This is a genomic window from Aeromonas sp. ASNIH1 (genome assembly GCF_002934285.1).
In the GTDB taxonomy this organism is placed as follows: domain Bacteria; phylum Pseudomonadota; class Gammaproteobacteria; order Enterobacterales; family Aeromonadaceae; genus Aeromonas; species Aeromonas caviae.
The window spans coordinates 3,137,477-3,154,269 of the sequence record NZ_CP026228.1 but is presented as its reverse complement, the minus strand read 5'-3'; the positions used below and the strand labels follow the sequence as shown (position 1 = coordinate 3,154,269).

The following is a 16,793-nucleotide window of genomic DNA, read 5'->3' as shown; positions in this document are numbered from 1 at the left end:
GGCGTCACAAGATTGACCTGTGCATTACCTGAGATACAGAGGCTGATGAAATGTTCATCTTCATCATCGATATCCCGAGTACCATCCGGGCTGAAAGTGCTAAATAACTGATCCCAATAGTGCTACACCTTCGCTGTGCCATAGCCATTCCCCGGGAAAGGAGACACGGTATCCATGAAGTGTTTCACTCGGGCCAGCAGGTTTGCCATCCCTCTGCATTGATGATTGCGCGTGATGGTTTCATGTAACTTGTGCCATAGCCGTTCTATGTGATTAACCCAAGGGCTGTAAACTGGCTGGAACACCAGGCAGAACTTGGGATTCTTCTTCAACCATCGCTCGGTCTGTTTGCTTTTGTGAATGATGTAGTTATCGAGGATCAACGTGATGGTTTTGGCTCGTCGGTAGTGGTGGCGCAGCTTTTCCAGCATGGCAATAAACAGCGATGAGTTTTTCTTGATCCCGCTGACGTAAAGTACCCTTCCGTTGCCTGCGTGGAGAACGCCTGCCAGATAATGCTTGGCATTCTGCCCCGGTGTGACAACCCGCTTTTGCTGCGCTCTGAACATCCAGTCGGCTCCTAATTTGGGATTGAGGTCTATATCGACTTCATCCTCATAAAACACCGGATTATCGGCATCACAGCGGGCCAGCGCGGCGTCGATATTCGCCATTTTTTCCTGATAGGCTGGGTCTTTTATCCGCAAGGTCGGCACGGGCCTGCGCCAGACAATGCCCATACGAGGTAACCATCGGCGGAGCGTGGAGGCTGCCACATTGAGCCCTGTTAACCGATTGATTTTTATAGCCAATAGTTCAGTACACCAACGGCTGCGCTGATAACCAAAATCTTGCGGAGAAAACTGCATGAGCAGCACCAGTAGGGTGACAATCTTGGCGATAGGTAAGACTGGGGCACGGCCAGCCGGTAAGGCTTCTAGCGCATCTATGCCTTCATCTCGATACCACCGAAGCCAACGACCGATGGTCGAGCGCGCAGCGCCGGTAAGGTGATGAACATCGGTGATCGTGCGTCCTTCATGTAACAGCAAGATGGCCATCAAGCGACGAGCATGTCCTTTATCACGGGTGGCATGGATGATTTTGTGAATGCGGCGCCGTTGTGGTCGTGGCAGAGGTGGTAGGATAGGCATCAACTCAGTCCTTTGGGTGTGGCTTGTTTTGTTTAGCGACTAATCAGATCGCACAAACTGGACTGAGTTCCCTTCCTCCGGTGATCTACTATTCGGAACAGCTATTTAGAGGTGATGCTGTTAGTTGCTGTCAGTGAGCTGGGGAAATCTGCACTTCTTACCAAAACCTGCTCTCCATTGTTCAGGACGTCATTTGCATTGTCGTCAATGAACACCAAGAAATGCGAGGGGTCTGCCGTTACGCAATTGTCGTTGGCATCAGCCAAACACGCAGTCACTACCGTCTGATTGTCAATTGCTTGACTACGAGCGAATCTCATGTTTTTCAGTATGTTACGGGACTCGAAATGCAGAGCGTTTCCGCTGAGCAAGCTGGATAAAGCCGGGGCCCCAATACCGAGTAAAATGACGCCCAAACTGACCGCTATCATCAGTTCAAGCAATGTGAATCCTTTCACATTCTTCATAGCGATATCCTCCTTGAACAAATAAAGCCTAACCACTGATTGCCATATCGCCAGAAAAAGCCAACGTTTAACAGGGGTTTAAACCTCGATTTCATAGGTTGGTAAATCAGGTGCGGGCCCAATGATGGCGCCTCCCTGATAAAACGCCTTCTGGCCGATGGCCACCCCTCCCCCTCGCACGATCACCACGCCCCCGCCTGGCGTCTCCAGCGTGGTACTGGTACCCGTCGTTGCGCTGACGGTACCGACCAGCAACGGGTCGGCACCGGGGATCAGCGACTGGAACTGCTTGAACAGGTTCATACAAATCGCTCCACACTCAGTTGCTGGCGTACCGTCATGGCCCGGCCCTGCAATTCAACCGCGACCCTGACGCCTCGGTTAAAGCCCTTCCAGCCATCCACCGCGAGCAACGCCCCGGGCAGGATGAGACCCGTATCGGCAGACAACGGCAGCTGGATGGTCTGGGTGCGCCTTGGCATGGTCTTGGCCAGCCCCAACACACCCTGGGCACGGGCCGCCACCACATCGCACACCAGCGGGTGAGTGATGGCCGGTGCCTGTCGCTCCCCTCCCGTGCCTTGGCGCAGCACCCGGGCACTGATGCCCTGATGACCACCGCTGACATAGATGCCGTTCGCCGCCTGCCCCGGTTGGAAGTCGCTGCCCAGCGTCGTGATGATGGCGCGGGGGATGGCCACGTCGGCCAGCGCTCCGTCGAGTTGCCAGGGCACGGTCGGATAACGCGGCTTGATGATCAGGTGCCGATCGCGCTGGTGCGGCAGCACGAACCCACCCGCCGCCTCGGCCAGGTACTTGATCGCCTCGATGGGAGTCTGATTGTCCAGGCTGAAGAAGCCGCCAGGTACCAGCCAATCCGGCGCCTGCCAGTCCAGGGTCCAGCCGAACGGCAGCAGGGCCTCCGCCAACTGGGCCATGGTGGCCGCCGCGCTCTCGCTCACCGATTGCGCCAATACATGGGTCGGCGACAGGTAGGCGGTGCGAGAGCGCCCGGTGAGGGTGGCCGACTCGCGGGCAAAGCTCTGGCTCGACTGCCAGCCATCACACACGCAGTCCCACTGCTGACCGTTGACATGGATGCTCACCTCCTCCTCGTCCGTCATTTCTGCTGCCGCAATGCGCGGGATCTGGGCCGTGAACTGCCAAGCCCAGGAGTCGGTATCGAGCTCAATGCTCAGCGAGGTGGCGGGAATGTCTGTCCCATCCCTGACTCGCACAATGCTTGCTGCGTTGCTCACCAGGTAAACCCTCCGGGTTGGAATAACGATATGGGCCTGCCCGAACCAAACAAACTCCAAGGAGGCATCCCCCCGGGGTCGGCCAAACACCAGCGCCTTGGTACGTTTATCTGGCCGCTCCGGCTTGATGGGCGGCTTGGGCGGCGGACTGGTCCCCCAGGGGGGCTGCATCGCCTCCTCCCAGCGCGACAGCCAGCCCTTGTGCAGCTGCAGGCCGAGCTGCCAGCGCTGGCCGCCCAGGGTGAAACCGAGCGGGGTGGCCTCCTGCCAGCGGTCGGCTTGCCACTCCTTGTCCTGGCGCGGGGGGTTGCGAAACCCGCTCACCTGCCAGCGCCCCACCGGCGCCCCCTCGACCCAGAGCGAGCGGGTCACGGCATGGCCGGGTGGCAGGCTGTCGAAGCCATGGCCGTTGCTTGCGCCGAGGGCCATCCCCTCGTCGAACGGCACCCGCACGGTGCCATCCTCCCGGGGCAGCTGTTCGGCCAGACCGGCCCACTCGGCCTGCAAGGGGCTGGCCTCTTGCCAATGGTTCTGACAGGGGGCAGAAACGAGGGCTGGCTGCTGCCAGTCGCTTTGCACCGCCCGGGTCACCAAGCCGGCCCGCTCGAAATGGTCGGCGCTGGTGTGGCTCGGCCCCCGAAACACGTTGATGTCGTGGCCGGCCTCGATGGCAGGCAGCAGGGGGCGGGCCGTGCTGGCCAGGGTCGCCTCAATGACCACGGCGGCGCCGATCTCGACCACCGGCTGCGGGGCCGTGGCCAGCATGGCTGCGGGGTAAACCGGCGTCACCACCAGGCTGGCTTGGGTCTCTGGCCCCGTCCCCTGCAGTGCGCTCGGCAGCACCAGGCCCGGGGAGCAGGTCAGGCTGGGCGGCAGACTGGTGCCCCGCAGCACGGCCGCATAGCGCTGCACCTGGAGCGGGTTCAGCTCCAGCGCGGCGGTGGCCTTGCGGGCCTTCTGCAACTCCAGCCGGGCGTCGGTTCTGGCCATGCTGACCTCGTGGCTCACGGGGAGCGGTTAGGGTTCGGTAAAGATGGCGTCGTTGATGCGCACCATGGCGCCGGTGAACAGCTCACTGGCGGGGATCTCGATGTCGGCACCGCTCTCCGGTGGCCCCACGTCGAGATCCGCCACAAAGCCCCCGTCCCGGTTGGCGATGCGCCCCCAGGACTGGACCCCGCTGGCGGTGACCATCTGCTCGGCCAGGGGCTTGAGCGTCAGCACCCCGCCCGTCACGCTCTGGGCGCAAGGGTAGGTGAACTGCAGCGTCACCAAGAGCACCTGGCTGGTGACGGCCGCCCCCGGGGCGGGGCGGGTGCCGGTGTAGATCTTGAGGGTCGCGGGCCCCGCGCTGCCCTGGTCGATGGCACTGGCCAGCAGCTGGGCGCGGCTGGTGCGCAGGGCATCTGCATACGTGAACATAGTACCTCCTGGTACGGCCCTATCAGGCCAGGCCGACCCCCTCACCGGGGGCATAGGGGGTGGGGAGCTGGTAGTCGGCCGCCACGGCGTTGTAATCGGCGGGGCCGAACGCCGGATCGTCCTGGGCGACCAGCATATAACGCTTGTTCAGCCACAGCAGATCGAACCGATAGACCCCATCCGATGCGCGGCTGTAGGTCTCGCCAACCAGTTCGCCATCCTGGGTAAAGCAGAGCACCCGGCGCCGCACCCCCACCCCGTTGATGGTCACCGTGCTCTCGATATAGCCCTGTTCCACATTGCGCACCCCATCGCGGATCCAGTAGTAATCCCGCCCCTTGCAGAGTGGGTACTGGGTCTGTTGCCTTAGATTGACCGGCCCCGCATACATCGGCGGTGTGCCGCGCCAGGCCACATCTTGCGGCTGGAACTGGCTCCGTGGCTCCTGGTTGGCAGGGATGGCCGTGCAGGGGATCCTGAGCGCTAACACCGCCAGTTGTGGGAGGATGAAGTTAAACGAGGTGATGATCCTTGCCACAGATTGACCAGGGGCAATCTCAACGTATGAATCACCCAGAGCGGTGGTGCCAAATTTTGGCGAGCGCAAAATAACCTTGTCGCCACTACAGACCAGTAATTGGGTATTTAACACCGTCATGTAGAGAAATGGCGCATCTGTGACCGCCGATACCGTTTCACCCTGCACGGTCAGGCTGGCCACGCCATTCAAGTAGGTCAGTCTGGCTAGAACCGCTGCGCCATCAAGCCATACCCCTGTTTGCCCAGGTAAAACCCCACTAGCACCAAGGTAGGCCGGGGCAGACCCTGTTGCTGTTACCCCTACCCCTGTTTGATGGGTGATGGCCGCGCCTGCTGGCAAAACAACCGGGTAGTTAAGGGCGTTGAATTGCTCGGTCGTTATCCCAGCCAATTCACCATCAGGTACTGGCGGCGCCACTTTTATTTTTAAGTGGCATCCACCTACTGGACTTCCTGCTGTTGTATAGGTTGATTTTCCCCGTAAATTGGTGAAGCGCATTGCCACTACGCTCGCCATATTGCAGGGGAATGAAAAGGATTGGTTCTCGCCATCCGTTAATGTCTGATGGGTAAACACAATCCCGTCAGCATTTATTTTTACATCCCCGGATGTATTGGGATAAGCACCGCGCTGGGCTGTTTTGGTGAGCGAGTTAAGCGATGGGCCATACCATAAGCCACTTCTTAGCTCGCCATCCTTTCTAATACGCAAAGCGGCGACCACATTGTTGCTACTGTCAAAAAACTCCCAATCCATGCTGACATCATCGCCCATCCACCAGTTGCACCAGCCACGCAGATAGAAGGTGAACCCCAAAGGGCGAAATGGAATTAGCGCACCATCCCACAAACCGGTATCAGCTGCACCAGATGTATTTAACGTATATCTGAATGAGCCAATACCTTGGGTCTGGGCAAAGTTATCTGGCCAACCTGGATCATCGGTGGCGCTTACATCAAGTGACGGCGTGTAAACTCGCGTGTTGGCTATAGACACCATCAGATAGCCAGCTGTTGGCAAAAACATTACTACCTCCAGGGGCCGGTGATATCAAACCCAATCAGTGAACGCGGATCGGTGGTGTAGACGTTTGACTGATACAGGCCACGAATAAAGCGGGCCTTTTTGCCAGGCAAAGCGGGCAGGTCGCCAAAGTTTTTACGGTGCCAGGCAGTGGCATCAGCAAACGGAACGATCAACCCTGGCATATAACCGCGCAGATGGCTGCCGTTTTCCAGCACCATGCAGGGGTCGGTAGAGAAGTAGAATCCATTATCAGGGCCATTGGGGATCGGTAAACCAGTCCCAAATCGGCCAAATACCCCTTTTAACCACCAGGAGGTTGTACCAAACAGCTGGTGATAGGGGCGGGCGATGGCTCGCTGTCCTGTCTGGTCAAAGGTGGTGAGTGACGTACCCAAGTTATTGGGGCTGTTCATATCCCTGTTTGACCAAGCTGCATTCGGATCGGCGGCGTTGGTGGTGGCGTAGTGACAAATTACCGCATGATAACGATCGCCAGGTCTGATAGAACGGATATAGCCAGCGCAATAGACGGTTTGATAGTTGTAGTTGCTAATAGCTGGCAACCAGTAAAACAACTGCTGATCACCAATCAGATCCCAGACTTTGGATGCATATCGCTGGGTCGCGGGCCAACGGTGCTCGTATATGGTGGTGTAGGTGTTGATATCCACCACATCCTCAACCATGGCTATTTTGGCCAGATATTGAGTTGAGCTGCTATATGTCCCTGTCCATCCGGTAAAGGCCGTGTTATCAATCCGAAACGATACGTTCCCCGACTCGCTGACGTTGGCGGGGCGTACAATAAACACCTTACCGTCCCCGCTTTCGTGGGTGATCGTCCAGCCCAGCGGCGCCACCTTCATGGTCATGGCTGCGCCCGTGCCTGGGGCGCCAGGGTTGCCATTATCCAGCTCAAACCATACTTGGTTGGTGCTGACCTGCATCACCCGATGCTCGCCGTTGTAGGCGGCAGGCGATACCCCATCGACCTGGATAACTGAATCTTGCAGATAGGCATGGCCGCCGCTAAAGGTGGCCACCGCCCACCCCTTGGCGGCATCAAACGACAGGGCGTTAATCGTCAGGGTGCCAAAGCCGGTGACCAGCACCGCCTTGAGCAGCGCGGCCAGGGCGCCATCTGCGGTATCGCCCAGACTCGGGGCGCCTTGCATGTCGCTTGCGTACCATTTCACGGGAAAAGTAGCCATGGTGGTCTCCAGTTGGATTAATCAGGGTGGGGCAGATTGCCCCACCCGGTTAACGGTTGACGTTGCCGCGCAGCTGCAGCTCGAACTTGTCGGTCTCCTGCGCCGCCACCGACTGCAGGATGGTGCGGATCACCCAGAGCGGGTACGCCGCCGCCTGGGTGGTGAAGCGCAGCACGTTGCCACTCGACCAGCCTGCCCCCCAGCCACGGTGATCCAGCCGAAAATAGGGCTGGCCGTTGTTGGGGTTGATGGGGGCCAGGTCGGTGTTCACATCCCCCACCGCGATCTGGCCCACATGCTCCCCGACCAGGACAAAGGTGGTGCTGGTCTGGAAGATGATGGCCCAGCGCTCCTGCAGGGTGGCGCGGTTGGTGACCTGGATCGGGTAGTCGGTGTCGTTGTATTGCGCCGTGGACTGGTCGCCGATGAGGTAGTCAGACCAGACATTGGTCCAGCTTTTCTGATCGAACAGGCCGGTATAACGCGCCCACAAGTCGCCGATGATGAGCGCGCTCGACACCAGGGTGTCGGCGGGGTCGTAGTCGTGGGACAGGGGCCTGGCCAACTGCAGGCGGCCCGAGATCTCCACGTCAGTGACCAGGCTCATGTCCTCGACGCGATGCACCACGTAGAGGGGTTCGGCGTAGCCGGTCAGGCTCAGCGGGTTGGCCAGCGTCACCACGCCGCTGTCGAGGTTGACGCTGTAGAGCGACGTGGCCAGCTGCTTGCCGTCCTTGTCCTCCACATGGGCGTAGGCCAGCCGCACCCGACCGGTGTTGAGCTGCTGCCCCGCCGACACCCCCATGGGGAACGCCGCCTTGCGGGTACTGTGGATCACCACGATGTAGCCCTTGCGGATGAAAGGCACCCGGCCGTCTGACGGCAGCCGCACCGGATCCAGCCCGATGAGATCGGCATTGAGCGGCAGATAGCTGAACACCACGCAGTTGAACCGGATGGTGTCGGCCACCACGCTGATCGGCCGCCAGATCTTGCCGTCCTCCCCCACCAGTTCGGCGTCATACCAGGGCTCGGCCTCGTTGCCGGCGGCCGTTACCTTGCGGCCAAAGCGCGCCGTCACCACGCCGGTCTGGTAGTTCACCCGGCCATCCATGTCGGCGGTGGTGAAATAGCCGTCCCCATCCGCCGTCGCCTCGATGCGCCGACCGGTGGCGGTGTTGGCGCTGATGTAGAGGCTGCCCGGGGCCACGGGGGCGCCCGGGGTGCGGAAGGTCACCATATCCACCGACTGGACATTGAACGAGGTGGCCAGGGACTGCAGCGACGGCTGGGCCCCCTGCCCCGCCGCCCAGTCGGCCAGCACCGCCAGCCCGTTGCTGTAGTCGATGGTGCCCGCCTGGATGCCGGCGCCGGTCGCCGGATCCGGGTCGCGGTAGAGCAGCCCTTGCCGGTCCACGTAGGTGGACCCGCCCAGGGTGAAGCGCATCGATCCCTCCAGGATCGCCTCGGAGAATCCCGGGGTCACGTCGATGCGCAGCGCCTGGGCGGTCAGGGTGGCATTCTGGGCCAGGGCGCTGTTGTTGTTGCGGTAGGTCACATCGACCCAGCCCCCCTCGCCATCGGGGAAGGTGTAGGCGGTGTTGACGTACTGGATCCCGGTCAGGGTCCAGCGCATGTCGGTATACCAGGTGCCTGTCACCGGATCCTGGTGGCTGCCCGCCGGCACCCAGGCATAGGTGGGTTCGGGCAGCAGGGCGGTGCCGTCCGGCATGAAATGCAGGGTGCCGGCGTTGTAGTCGATGGCCCCCAGCACGTTGCCGCTGGCGTCCATCAGGTTGCCCTGGCCATCGTCCTGCAGCGTGATGATGGGGTCCTTCTTCTCGATGGAGAGGATCCGCTCAGACGCTGCCACGATGGCGTAGAGCGCGTTGAATTTGACACGCACCGACCCCGGGGTGAGGTTGTGGGCGCCGCCGCCATCCCCGTCCAGGGTGATGGAGAGGTGCCCCACCTGGCCGGGGGTAGAGAGGCGCCCCGGCTCGATGTGGCGCTCGGTCACCGGCTCGCCGTACTGGTACTGAGCCACGTACTCCTGGCCCAGCGCCGGCAGAGTGATGTGCTCCAGGTCGATGATGCCCTCGGCGTAGTTGATGGTGCCGGTGATGTCGCCCCGGATCCGCCCATCCCCCACCGCATCGTTGGCGGTCAGGCCAGCGCCCCAGGTCAGGATCAGGCTCTTGGGGGTGATGCCGGTGTGGGGCAGCTGCCAGGCGCTCTTGCTGATGCTGATGGGCTGGCCGCTGCGGTTGGTGTAGTTGACCGGGGTGGCCCAGCTGAACAGGATCGCCGTGTCCACGTCCGGCAGCGCCCCCAGGGTCAGCATGACCGATCCGGTGGCGTGGTTGACCACGCCGGACCCGTAGGACCTATCCGCCCCGAACAGCTCGCCACGGCCGTTGTCTTTCAAGTCGTACCATTTGCCTTGCGCCATGTACGACACCGTCAGGGTGCCCGGTGCCGGGGTCGGCTGCAGGGTGATGGTGTAGGCATAGCCCCGGTTGTTGGCCTTGATCTCGATCTGGGCCGTGTCGGCGATGCGCGACGGGCGGGCCGCCGGCCAGAAGCTGACGGCCTTGCTCGCGGCGCCGTAGTTCGGGCACTGGGCGTTGAACTCCATCTGCCCCCGGCCGTAGTCGATGGACCCGATCACCGACCCCGCCACCACCAGTTCGCCGCCCTTGTCGGTGATAACGGCGGCGCCGATGGTGATGGTCAGGGTGCCCGGCTTCACGCCGGTGCCGAGGAACAGGCCCCGGCTCGGGGCGATGCTGACCACGGTATTGAACGTGACCAGCCCCTTGCCGGAATCCACCAGGCTGGCCAGCTCGCCGGCGGCGGTAAGGTCCACCGCCGGGGTTTCACTGCGGGCCGCCGGCACCAGCTGGGTGAAGATGGTCTTGGCCCGCACCTGCATGGCCCCCAGGTTCACCGCCTCGGCCAGCTTGGTGGTGGCGAAGTAGTTGGCCGCATCGGCCACCACGGTCTCGCGCAGGGCGGTCTTGACGTTGGTCACCACGTCATAGGGGGTCGGCTGCTCCCCCTCGAAGGTGTAGCGCAGCGGATCCGCCAGCTTGCAGGTCACCACGTTGCGGGTGAACTCGGGCACGTTGGGCACCTGGAACTTGGCCAGCTGCTGGGTCACTTCCAGCACTCGCACGTACTGCTCGAACTCGCCGGCCTTGCCCTCGTTGCCGACCAGCACCAGGGTCTCCCCCACCTCCGGCAGGCGCACCTCGACCCGCTGGAAGAAGCGGATCGCCCGCTGCCCTTCCAACTGGGTGTCGTACAGAAAGCCGCGCCACTTCGGGCCCCTGGCCAGGTAGCGCTCCAGCACGTCGCGGGCCTCGGCGCGGGTATCGTGGTGATCCCCGGTGCTCATCAGGCACAGGCCCACGCTGGGGTCACTCGGCGGCAGCAGCACCGTGGTGTTGGCGCCGTAGTAGGTGTCGGTGTTGTCGGTCTGCACCGTCAGGAACGCCTTGCGCAGGCTGACATCCCCATAGGCGCGGTCTAGATCGCTCACATCGGGAAACAGGCTGTTGTGCTCACCGCTCACGATCTCGCGGCCGGTCACCCGGCCACCGCCGTCCGTGGTGTCAGTCAACCGCTGACTGGCCATCAGTTTGATGTCGCCGGAATGAATGGTCATCGGATCACCTCGGTGAAGTTAAGAGTCAGGGCATAGGGCTCACCCGCCTCGGGGTCAGCCATCTCGATCAGGGGGGTAGCCACGACACCAGGCCGCCGCCAGACCACCTCCCGCTGCTGCCCATCGAGCAAAGTGAGGGTCATCAGCTGGGCCACCTGCGCCTCCAGCGCTTTAAGCAAGAGCACCGTGGTGCGGGGGGCATGGCCCACCAGGGTGATGGGGCGTCCCTCCGGGGTGGCCGTTTCCTCGACCAGGAGAGCGCCTGAGAGCGTCGGCGTGACAACCTGCTCGACGGGCGACCAATCGAACTCGTCGCGCCAAACGAGATCATCGGGCAGGAGCAGCCCGTTTAAGGTGACGTTCATGAGCGCAATCCTTGCTGTTTAAGGAGGTTGATAAGGGCGGCAGCATTGGCCTCATCGGCCTGAACTTCGGCCCGGGCGGAGCCTGATCTCAGCTCGATGATGATCCGCTGGGGCTGCCCCTGGGTGAACGAGGTTTGGGAAGATGGCCCGGCTTGACTGGCGGCCGAGGTGGTGGTCTGCGCCTTCTCTGCTTCCTTGGCCTGGGCTTTGCTCAGTTCCTGCTGGAGCTTGGTGCGCATGGCCTCCATCTCCTTCTGGAACTTCTCTGCGTACCACTTGCTCCACTCGCTATAGGCAGGGATGTCCCTGACCTTCTGGCTGTAGCGGGCCAGCTCCTCTTCCACGCCGGCGAGGGTGTTGGCCAGGGCATCGGCATTGCCCCGCAAGTTGTTGATGTCCACGGTCTTGTAGAAGAACGAGCCGGCGCCCACGCTGCGGGTCACCTCCCCCCGGCCACCGCCCGCACCGCCCCCACCACCTGCCGAGGCCACGGCATTACCGGTCTGCTCTGCCTCTTTCTGCACGCCGCGAAGGCCGGAGCGCATGGCATCGGTGGCATTCTTGGCCTTGGCGGCCGCCGTGTCGAAGCCATCGCCGATCGCCGCCACCGCCTGTTTGGCATCGCCGCTGCCTCCCTTCACCTTGCTCATGGCGTCGGCAGCGATGGCCATCGAGCGGGTGATGCCATCCCCGGTGAGCTGACCCTGCTTGGCCATCGCCTGCATACGCTCGATCACCGCATCGATCTCGGCCTTGTTCTTCGCCTGGTTGAACGCCGCCGCCAGGTACTCCTCACAGGCCGCCGAACTGGAGCCACTGTGCTGCACCAGGGTATCCAGGGCGCCGAGGGTCTCCTTGAAGCTCTCGCCGATGCGGCCATTGGCCCGCTCGAAGTCCAGCCCCAGGGTCTGGGCTGCCTTGCCCAGCGTGGCGGGGAGCTCTGCCGCCGTTTTCCTGGCGACGGCGTTGATCTCATCCAGGTAGTCGCGGGTCTGCTTGGCCTCGGTACCGAGCGCCTGGACGGCGGCGGCCCCCGCTCGCCAACTGCCGGTCGCCTCGTCGTAATGCACCTTGCCCTCGGCGACCAGGCGATCGAGGTCTGCCATGCTGGTGATGGCCACCCCCAGCTCGGCAGAGAGTGCCGCCAGTTGGCCATTGAGCTGGGCCTGAGTCTGCGCACGCAACGCCTGGGATTCTCGCAGCGCCAGCTCGGCCTGCATCCACTCCTTGAGGGCGGTGGCCAGGCGGATGATCTGGAATATCGACTCGACAGTGACGGCGGCCAGCAACCCCTTGATCGCCATCCCAAGGGCTTGTACCCCGATAGAGGCGGCGGCCGCCGCCGTCCCTGCCGTGGTCATGCCCCCCGCCGCCGTGGCCGTCGCCGCCGGCAGGGCGATGAACTGGCCATAGAGGCCTCGCAGATCGGCAATCCAGCCCGCGATTTTCAGGCCATACCAGGCCTGGGCCATCACCAGCAGGGCATCCCGCCAGGCATAGACGGTCTGGATAAAGGCCTTGATGGACTCCCCAAGCCCAACGATGCCATCGGAGAGCCGCTGGGCCCACGCCTGCAGACGGCCATCCTGGGCCATCTGGTCGAACTCACGGTTGAGGCTGGCCAGCTGGTTCTTGAGCCAGGTCAGCGCCCCGTTCTCCGCCACCATGCGGTAGAACTTGGCCAGGTTGTCCTGGGCGTTGGAGATAAGCCCCGAGAGCAGGCTCATGTTGTTGGCCGCTGCCCCGCTCGACTGGGCGGCGATCTCGTTCATCAGGGCCTGGATGGTGTCCCGGCCGAGTTTTCCCGCTTCCGAGAGCTTCTGCAGTTCGGCGGTATTCTTGCCGGTGACCTGCTCCAGCAGCTGCCACACCGGCACACCGCGCTCTATCAATTGCAGGATCTCTTCGCCCTGCAGCTTCTGCTTGGCCCAGGCCTGGCCCAGCGCCAGGGAGATACCCTGCACCTCCTCGAAGCCGCCGCCCAACTTGTAGGCCTGATCGACGATGCCCTGCATGGCGCCATTCATGGGGTCGATGCCAAAGGCCTTGAGGCGCACGAAGACCTGGGTCACCTCGTCGAGCTGCAGCGGGGTGTTCTTGGCGAAGTCCTGGATCCAGGCAGACGCCTCTTTGCCGCCGGCAATCGACCCCATCACCGCCTTGAGCTGCACACTGAGCCGCTCGGCCTGATCGCCAGTTTGGAACATGGCCATCAGTTGGGTGGTGAGGGTCTGGATACCGAACCAGGTACCGGCCATGGCCACCAGGCGGCCGGTCAGGCTACCTATGGCTCCCTGGAAGCCGCCAGCGCCTTGCGCTCCCTGCACCAGGGAACGCCCCAGCCGTTCGGTCTGGGCCGCGCTCTCGCGCAGTTCGCGCTGCAGTCTGTTTTGTTCTTGGGCAAGGTTGCGGGTATCGAGCCCGGCTTGGGAGAGACCTGCATGCAGGCGACTATGGCTGGCTGCCTGGGCGACAAGTTGGCGCTCCAGTTGCTTGACCTCGGAGGCCAGCAGCCGTTCCTGGTCGGTGAGCTGGCGAGCGCTACCCGCCGCCCCCTGCTGCTCGCGGCGCAGTTCGGCCAAGCGGTCACGGGAGAGCACAGTGGCCAATTCGAGCTGGGTCAGGGCGCGGCCACTGGCCTCGAACTGGGCGATCAGGTCACGCTGCTGAGTCAGGGTTTCCAGGGTTTGCGCCAGGCGCTCGGTCTCGGCGGCGGTCTCGGTCGAGAGGGGCCCCAGTTCCTCCACCTGCCCCGCCAGCGCGGCCAGATCCTCGCGGCCGGTGACCTTGGCCGCCAGCTCCAGGGCGAGTTTGAGGGTGGAAGAGGTGGACATAGGGCATTCCTGAGAGATTCAGATATGCCCCATGGTAAAGGGATGGCAAATTAGGAGGATTTATTGTGAATTACTGTATGTTTCACAGGCGTACAACAAATATTTCAATCAAGCAACTCTGCTATTCACTGATGTCAATAGTGCCAGTGACATTAAATGCTTGGTGCATTTTCCCATCTAACTCCCCAGCCATATCTCCGAAGAAACATACCTTCGAACCTGATGGCAACTTACGAAAAGTAGCTTTTACCTTGTCTCGCAATTCAGTCTGGCCTACCCGGAGTTCTTGCAGTACCAAAGTATCATTTCCCACAGGGAGACTGATGAGTGTTTCAAGCGCTGCCCGACCGACTTGAGTCAAGCTAGCATCACCATCAACAAGCCTCCCTCCAGACCAGCAGCAATAGTAGGTTTTTCCGTCAAGCTTGGTTTTATAGACCATATACTGCGCCATAGCATTCGACGTTATACCCATTTCCTTTTTGAGCCGGAGGTTAGTCACTTCACTGGCTGAAAAACCGTTGATCAATTTACTCTCGAACTTTGTCACTGCGCACACTCCTTTTGATCACCAAACTTGTGTCACTGACAGAATGTTGGATTCAATTGTGAAGTGCAACACTGAACCAGATCCATTTTATGGGCCCAACACTCACTGCTAAAAATGGAAAATGGCGGGTCTCCCCGCCGTTCTGCTATCCACCCCTTACACCGTCTCCGGCCGGTCCACGTAGAAAGGCGCATCCTCACCATCCAGGGCCAGCAGCTCCCCTTCCAGCTCGATCTCGATGGGCTTGTCACTGAGGAAGTCCACCGCCTTCTTGGGGGACAAGCTGGCGCGGGGTACCGTCAGCAGTATGGATTCCCCACTGATCACGCTGCGCCCATCCAGGGTCAGCTTCGCCTTCACCTCCGGCTGCACGTTGCCGGCGATGCGGGTGCCGGTGATGGCGTTATAGCTGGCGCTGACGGTCACCGGGCCGCCATCTGCCACCGCCCCCGCCTTGGTGGCCCGCAGCAGCCCCAGGGCATAGTTGATCTCAAAATCGGTACCGAGCACCAAGGAGGTGGCCCCCTCCTTCACCACCAGGCCGGTGGCCGAGAGGTTGGTCTTGCCCAGGCTCACCCACTTGGGGTGCGCCAGCAGGGTCACCGGCACCTCAGTCAGCGTCCCCGCCCCTTGGTTGATGGGGCTCTCCAGCCCCATAAAAGCGGCGGCCAGCAACACCGGCGGGATCTCGCTGGTCTTGATGTTGACCGTGGCGGGCTTGGCCACGAAGTAGCTCTCTCGCGCCTGACCCAGCTTGTGCTTGCGCTTGCTCGGGATACTGATCTTCTCGCTGTCCGGTTTGACTTCCAGGCTGTTGACGTCCACCGGGCCAATCACCCCGTTCGAGGCGTTGTTGGTGAAGGTCTCGATATAGAGATCCCCTTCCAGGTGCAGTGTTTCACTCATAACCGTTCTCCCTTGAATTTCACTGTCGTCTTAAAGGCAAGGGGCAGATAGACCACCCCCCCCTTGTAACTCGGCTTGACCGGTGCGGTTTCACGCCGAAAGGCACTGTCACCACAGGCCCGACCGGCCACGGCCTGCAACATACGCCCCAGCCACACCCCGGCACTGGCTTCCTTGGGGGTGGCTCTATGTACCAACACCAGCAGCCAAACCTGATCGAACGCGCTTTGCCGCCCACTTTGGCTGGTCTCGCTCTCTCGCTCTCCCTGGTAAATCACATGGATGGCCGGGGTGTGCTGCGCCAGGTTGGCGGCGGCCGCCATGTCGGTGGCCACAAACACCTCCTTGAGCCCCTGGGCTTTCAAGGGCAGCAGCAGCTCGCGCAGCCGCTCCCCCGCCGCCAGGTAGTCGAGTTCAGGCGTGGGGGCACTCATAGGAAGCCCCCAGTTCCCCGGCCAAACACCCGACCATCAGACTGCAGCTGGGCCAGATTCTGGCTCTCCACCTGCTCGCCATCGGCCGCCAGCCCCAACGCCAGCTCCCCCTTGCCCACCGATTTGAGGAAGGCCAGGGCCGCCTCGTTACGCTTGGCAATCTGCTCAGGCGCCTGCTCGCCATAGAGGCGGTGGCGGGCAATGTCGGCGCAGATGGGCACCAGGGCGCTCGGGACATGAGCCAGTGGCAGCGGATAGCGCCCCGCCAGGTAGCCGTCGATCAGGGCGCCGGCGTCCTGCAGTGCGATGGTGATGGCCGCACTGTCCAGCTCGCCGGCCGGGGTCATGGCGAGGCGCAATAGCTCCGCCTCGCCAAAGCGGGTCACCATATCGCTGACGCTGGCGTACATATCAGGCGCCCTCGGCCACAGGGTCGGCAGGCGGCTCGGTGGTAGCGCCAGCCTCGTCCTTGACCGGGTATTGCACCTCGGTCGCCGCAATGGCAGCCGCCAGCTCGGCCTTCTTCATGCTGGCGGCGCCCGGGATCGCCATCTCCACGGCCAGTTCGCGCAGCTCATCGACCTTCATCTCGACCAACGGGGTGACCTTGCCATCCAGCGTGGCGACGCCCGCCAGGTAGCCCGAGCCGGTCAGGCCGCCCACTGCTGCGTCCAGATCCCCGTCCGTCTGCGGTGCATCAGCCGGCGCGAGGGCGACGTTTTGACCCAGGCGGGTGACCACCAGGCGCGGATCGGCCTCCAGGGTCTCGCACTGCACAGGCGACACAGCCAATTCAGACTTACCAGGTGCAATCGCCAGGCCCGCGCGATAATAGAGCTGACGAACTGTTGATGTGATGCCAACTCGAATAGCCTGTTCCATCTCGTGTTCCATCTCATGTTTCCCTCTGTCTCGTTCCATCCAGGATCCGGTTTAAACGGGGGTTAAACGCCC

15 protein-coding genes are annotated in these 16,793 nt (G+C 62.1%); all 15 read right to left on the bottom strand.

Features of this window, described 5'->3' with window-relative positions; all coding sequences use genetic code 11:
* Positions 1-122: 122 nt before the first annotated feature.
* The 15 genes from C2U37_RS15600 to C2U37_RS15530 all read right to left on the bottom strand — a co-directional run bounded on the left by C2U37_RS15600 (position 123) and on the right by C2U37_RS15530 (position 16,721).
* Positions 123-1,154, bottom strand: coding sequence for an IS630-like element ISAhy2 family transposase (locus C2U37_RS15600; protein ID WP_001809438.1), 1,032 nt, complete (start codon positions 1,152-1,154; stop codon positions 123-125).
* A 101-nt stretch (positions 1,155-1,255) separates the two neighbouring features.
* Positions 1,256-1,621, bottom strand: coding sequence for a GspH/FimT family pseudopilin (locus C2U37_RS15595; protein ID WP_104452646.1), 366 nt, complete (start codon positions 1,619-1,621; stop codon positions 1,256-1,258).
* 78 nt (positions 1,622-1,699) lie between these two features.
* Positions 1,700-1,924: a hypothetical protein gene (locus tag C2U37_RS15590; RefSeq protein WP_104452645.1), complete on the bottom strand. Its 225-nt coding sequence runs from the start codon at positions 1,922-1,924 to the stop codon at positions 1,700-1,702.
* A complete protein-coding gene (locus C2U37_RS15585; RefSeq protein WP_104452644.1) occupies positions 1,921-3,870 on the bottom strand; it encodes a hypothetical protein in 1,950 nt (649 codons plus the stop codon). The genes C2U37_RS15590 and C2U37_RS15585 overlap by 4 nt, the downstream gene beginning before the upstream one ends.
* 27 nt (positions 3,871-3,897) lie before the next feature.
* Complete coding sequence (locus tag C2U37_RS15580; protein WP_104452643.1) at positions 3,898-4,302, bottom strand: hypothetical protein; 405 nt, start codon at positions 4,300-4,302, stop codon at positions 3,898-3,900.
* A gap of 22 nt (positions 4,303-4,324) precedes the next feature.
* On the bottom strand, positions 4,325-5,869 hold the full coding sequence (locus C2U37_RS15575; RefSeq protein WP_104452642.1) for a hypothetical protein: 1,545 nt from the start codon (positions 5,867-5,869) through the stop codon (positions 4,325-4,327).
* Positions 5,870-5,871: 2 nt separating this feature from the next.
* Positions 5,872-7,080 carry a hypothetical protein gene (locus tag C2U37_RS15570; RefSeq protein ID WP_104452641.1) on the bottom strand — a complete coding sequence of 403 codons (1,209 nt, stop codon included), beginning with the start codon at positions 7,078-7,080 and terminating at the stop codon, positions 5,872-5,874.
* Between the two features lie 49 nt (positions 7,081-7,129).
* Positions 7,130-10,750: a curculin (mannose-binding) lectin protein gene (locus tag C2U37_RS15565; protein WP_104452640.1), complete on the bottom strand. Its 3,621-nt coding sequence runs from the start codon at positions 10,748-10,750 to the stop codon at positions 7,130-7,132.
* On the bottom strand, positions 10,747-11,115 hold the full coding sequence (locus C2U37_RS15560) for a hypothetical protein (RefSeq protein WP_104452639.1): 369 nt from the start codon (positions 11,113-11,115) through the stop codon (positions 10,747-10,749). Before C2U37_RS15560 ends, C2U37_RS15565 begins: the two co-directional genes overlap by 4 nt.
* Positions 11,112-13,949, bottom strand: a complete 2,838-nt coding sequence (locus C2U37_RS15555) for a tape measure protein (RefSeq protein ID WP_104452638.1) — start codon at positions 13,947-13,949, stop codon at positions 11,112-11,114. Before C2U37_RS15555 ends, C2U37_RS15560 begins: the two co-directional genes overlap by 4 nt.
* A gap of 121 nt (positions 13,950-14,070) precedes the next feature.
* Positions 14,071-14,499, bottom strand: a complete 429-nt coding sequence (locus tag C2U37_RS15550; RefSeq protein WP_104452637.1) for a hypothetical protein — start codon at positions 14,497-14,499, stop codon at positions 14,071-14,073.
* Between the two features lie 156 nt (positions 14,500-14,655).
* Positions 14,656-15,405, bottom strand: coding sequence for a hypothetical protein (locus C2U37_RS15545; RefSeq protein ID WP_104452636.1), 750 nt, complete (start codon positions 15,403-15,405; stop codon positions 14,656-14,658).
* On the bottom strand, positions 15,402-15,839 hold the full coding sequence (locus C2U37_RS15540; protein WP_104452635.1) for a phage tail terminator protein: 438 nt from the start codon (positions 15,837-15,839) through the stop codon (positions 15,402-15,404). Before C2U37_RS15540 ends, C2U37_RS15545 begins: the two co-directional genes overlap by 4 nt.
* A complete protein-coding gene (locus tag C2U37_RS15535) occupies positions 15,836-16,249 on the bottom strand; it encodes a gp436 family protein (protein WP_104452634.1) in 414 nt (137 codons plus the stop codon). Before C2U37_RS15535 ends, C2U37_RS15540 begins: the two co-directional genes overlap by 4 nt.
* Position 16,250: 1 nt before the next feature.
* Positions 16,251-16,721, bottom strand: a complete 471-nt coding sequence (locus C2U37_RS15530; protein WP_442778410.1) for a Rho termination factor N-terminal domain-containing protein — start codon at positions 16,719-16,721, stop codon at positions 16,251-16,253.
* Between the last annotated feature and the right edge of the window lie 72 nt (positions 16,722-16,793).